Source organism: Methylobacterium sp. AC315, from assembly GCF_979253755.1.
The window spans coordinates 1-3188 of sequence record NZ_CEEDEA010000054.1; the positions used below are offsets into that span (position 1 = coordinate 1).

Below are 3188 nucleotides of genomic sequence, written 5' to 3' on the forward strand. Positions count from 1 at the left end.
AGCCATTCGTCTGGACCAAATCAGCCGACGCCATCCTCGCCAACGTCAAACGCTTCTGCCAAAAAACTTCTAACTCAAATTACTAGCATTACAGTTGCATTTTTTGGCTTTTCGTCGTCAGCCTGTTTTGCTGGGCTTAGGGCGTCGATGTCTCGGGTCGGCTGACGCTCGGCATTTGAAATGGGCGTTTCGGGTGGCCGCCTTATGCGCGCGTCGCCATAGCGACCACGCGACAACGTGGGCGGGCTAGATGCGCCGCTGCGCCAGCCGCACGGCGAGGCAGCGGATCTCCTGGACCGACCAGCGAATCAGTGAGCGCGCAGCCTTGGGGGTGATCTTGTCCTGGCTCGTCTTTTTGGGGGCGGCGCGTTGGCGTGATGGCGGATCACCGCCAACAGCCATCTATCTGGCTGCCCGACCACATCTCGACCCGGACACGCAAGGAGAGCTCGCGCTCGGCAGTCTGGCCCATTGAAAGGCCAAGGTCGAAATGCAACTTTGGATTGAATTAAATTCGGAGAAGCTGTGATGCAGGCATCAGAATGCTGCATCATCCGGGTGGCTATCGCCGGCAGCCTAGGCTGGCTGATCGCAATGACCCTGATGTTGAAGCACGGCATGCTCGCCGCCTTGGTTGTCAGTCCCTTGTTCGGGACAGCGGCGGCGATCGCGGCGATGACCTTGTTCTGGTTCGTGAGTTTGTTCGTCTCGTCAGAACCTATGGCGCCTCGAACGTCTGACGTTAGCCGGTAGCAATATTTGTTGCATCAACTTGTGAACGGGCCGCTCCCCACACAGGCCGACGGGGTCAACAGACACCGTTTTGTCTCTTACAGTGCTGGCGATCCAGAACATGTCGGACCCGAAAGCTTGGGCATACATCGAGATCTCAGCGCGACGACAGCCGCAAATCCGATGGAGACGACCTTCAACTGGACCAACCGAATAATTTTAGCCGCCACACTGATTGGCTGAGCTTTCGCACTGGTGTCTATGCGCATGCACTGAGCCTACCCAAGCACTTCGTGCAAGCGAGATGCTAGGGGTCTGAAGTGGCTCATGCCTAGATACCCAATTCGACCTCGAACTCGGCCATCTCCTTTTAGCGGACCGTGGCATCCACCGTCACGCCACGCCCAGAATGCCCGGCACAGATTGTCTCCTGACAGCCTGGCGAGTTGCGACAAGGTCATGATGACCTGCGACCGGATTAGATCCCGACACGAAAAAACACCCCAGGAGCGGGTGCTCCCAGGGTGTTGCCGACCTCACGGCCAGATTGATCGGGCTGGGGATCCGGAGGCCAACGAGTTGTCGGCACCTTACGCGGCGGGGAGCGAGGAGGAGGACCAACACCTCTCGCCCGCCGGCCGCATCTCCCGGCGTTGAGGCCGGGAGCAGCGCGATCCGATACTAGTACGAGCCGAACTTGTAGTTCAGGCCGGCGCGGACGACGGCGAACTCGTCGTCGCGGCGACCGATGGCGCTGTAGGCCACCGGGACGAGGTTGGCGGCGTTGACGACCAGGGCGCCCTGGTTGCGGTTGCCGCGCTCCAGGTTGACGTACAGACCTTCGATCTTGAACGTCACGGCCGAGGAGCGGAAGAAGTTCAGGAACGACTCGGTGGGGAGGGCGAACTCGACACCGCCGCCCACCGCGTAGCCGGTGCGGAAGCTGTCGTTGCCGGCGTAGCCGCCGAACGAGCGGTCGGCGCTGCCCGAGCCGTAGGCGAAGCCGCCGGTGCCGTACACGAGGGTGCGGTCGAAGGCGTAGCCGAGGCGGCCGCGCACGGTGCCGAAGTAGTCGAGGCTCGACAGGCCGCGCGGGTCGGTGACGTAGAAGCCCGGGGCGACGGCGCCGTTCACGAAGGCGTTGTTCCGGCTACGGCCGAAGTCGAGGTACTGGGCGTCGGCCTCGATGCCGACGACCACGCCCGAACCCGGGGTGAACTGGACGTTGTAGCCGATCTGCGCGCCGCCGGAGAAGCCGTCCTGGCTGCGGTTGCGGAAGGTGGCGGTGGTGCCGGGAACGGCGAACGGGGCCGGGACGCCGAAGGTGGAGTTGTTCGAGCGGCTGCTGGCGTCGAAGGCGTAGCCGGCGTTGAAACCCGCGTAGAAGCCGGTCCAGGTGAACACCGGCACCGGGGTGAACACGGGCGGCGGGGCGGCGCGACGCGGCAGGTCGGCGGCGGCAGCGGCGCCGGTCAGGGCGGTGAAGGCGGCCAGGGAGGCGAGAAGCTTGGTCATCGTGTTGGGTCCGGGATTTCTATCTGACGGTAAGGCTACCGGCCCATGAGCCAAATAGCTGTAGTTTTACGGACACACCTGTCGCCGACGGGGCAAGACGGCATAGTAAACCGTTTATGAAGCAGCGCTGCGCTAACGAAGTACTTCACAATGTACAGCACAGCGCGCCACAATTACTGGCCTCCAATTTGGTTGCATTATGCAGCGTCGCTCTCCGCGAACTGTGGCCCGCAAGTCACGGCTTGGAGGGTGAGGCTCATTGGAAGGCGGCACCTCCGTCCAGTCTCCATGCCACGCCATGCTGATCCGGCCCGAGCACCGCTTTTTTTACCCGATCGACTGGCGCGAGTTGTCGATGGCGATCCGCATCGGTCGGGCGCAGGGTCGGTGTGAGAGTTGCGGGCGATCGCACGGACAGATGGTCTAAAGATCTGGGCGATGGGCGTCGGTGGGACGCTGAGGCCAGCCGCTGGCGCGATGGATGGGGCCGCCGGATCCGGGTCAGGTCGGGTGCTGATATCCTCGGCCGCACTCGCCGGACCCATGTCGTCCTGGCAGCAGCTCACCAGGATAACGACACGGCCAACAGCGCGGACGCCAACCTCGCGGCCTTCTGCCAGCGCTGACACATGAGCAACGACCGGCCGGAGCATCAAAGGCGCTGTCGGAGAATACCGTTCCGGCGGAAGGCGGTGGGCGACCTGTTCGGTGGTCCCTACTCCTAGAATATCAATCTGAGATTGATCATACCTAACAATTGATTGCGATCAGCACACAAATAGCACTTGCTTCTTCAATTTTGGGCAAGGCACAGCGAACTTTTAGAAGACTATACTGATCTCTGTTAGGCGACGCCCAGCCCCTTAGAGCGTTTTCGGGCTGCGCTGAATCGCATGGGTGGGGTTCACGCGGCGCTGTTGGACTGATTCACTGATCGTTCC

The 3188-nt window shown here is 62.0% G+C and carries 2 protein-coding genes and 1 pseudogene; 2 read left to right on the forward strand and 1 reads right to left on the reverse strand.

The window, feature by feature from the left end; genetic code table 11:
- Window positions 1-528: 528 nt before the first annotated feature.
- A complete protein-coding gene (locus AC0IY0_RS28615; RefSeq protein ID WP_147940989.1) occupies window positions 529-753 on the forward strand; it encodes a hypothetical protein in 225 nt (74 codons plus the stop codon).
- Between the two features lie 660 nt (window positions 754-1413).
- Here the strand turns inward: AC0IY0_RS28615 and AC0IY0_RS28620 are convergent.
- Window positions 1414-2247 (reverse strand): outer membrane protein, encoded by an 834-nt coding sequence (locus AC0IY0_RS28620; protein ID WP_147853174.1) that lies wholly within the window; start codon window positions 2245-2247, stop codon window positions 1414-1416.
- 298 nt (window positions 2248-2545) lie between these two features.
- Here AC0IY0_RS28620 and AC0IY0_RS28625 point away from each other — a divergent pair.
- Window positions 2546-2972 (forward strand): annotated as a pseudogene (locus AC0IY0_RS28625) (hypothetical protein).
- Window positions 2973-3188: the final 216 nt, after the last annotated feature.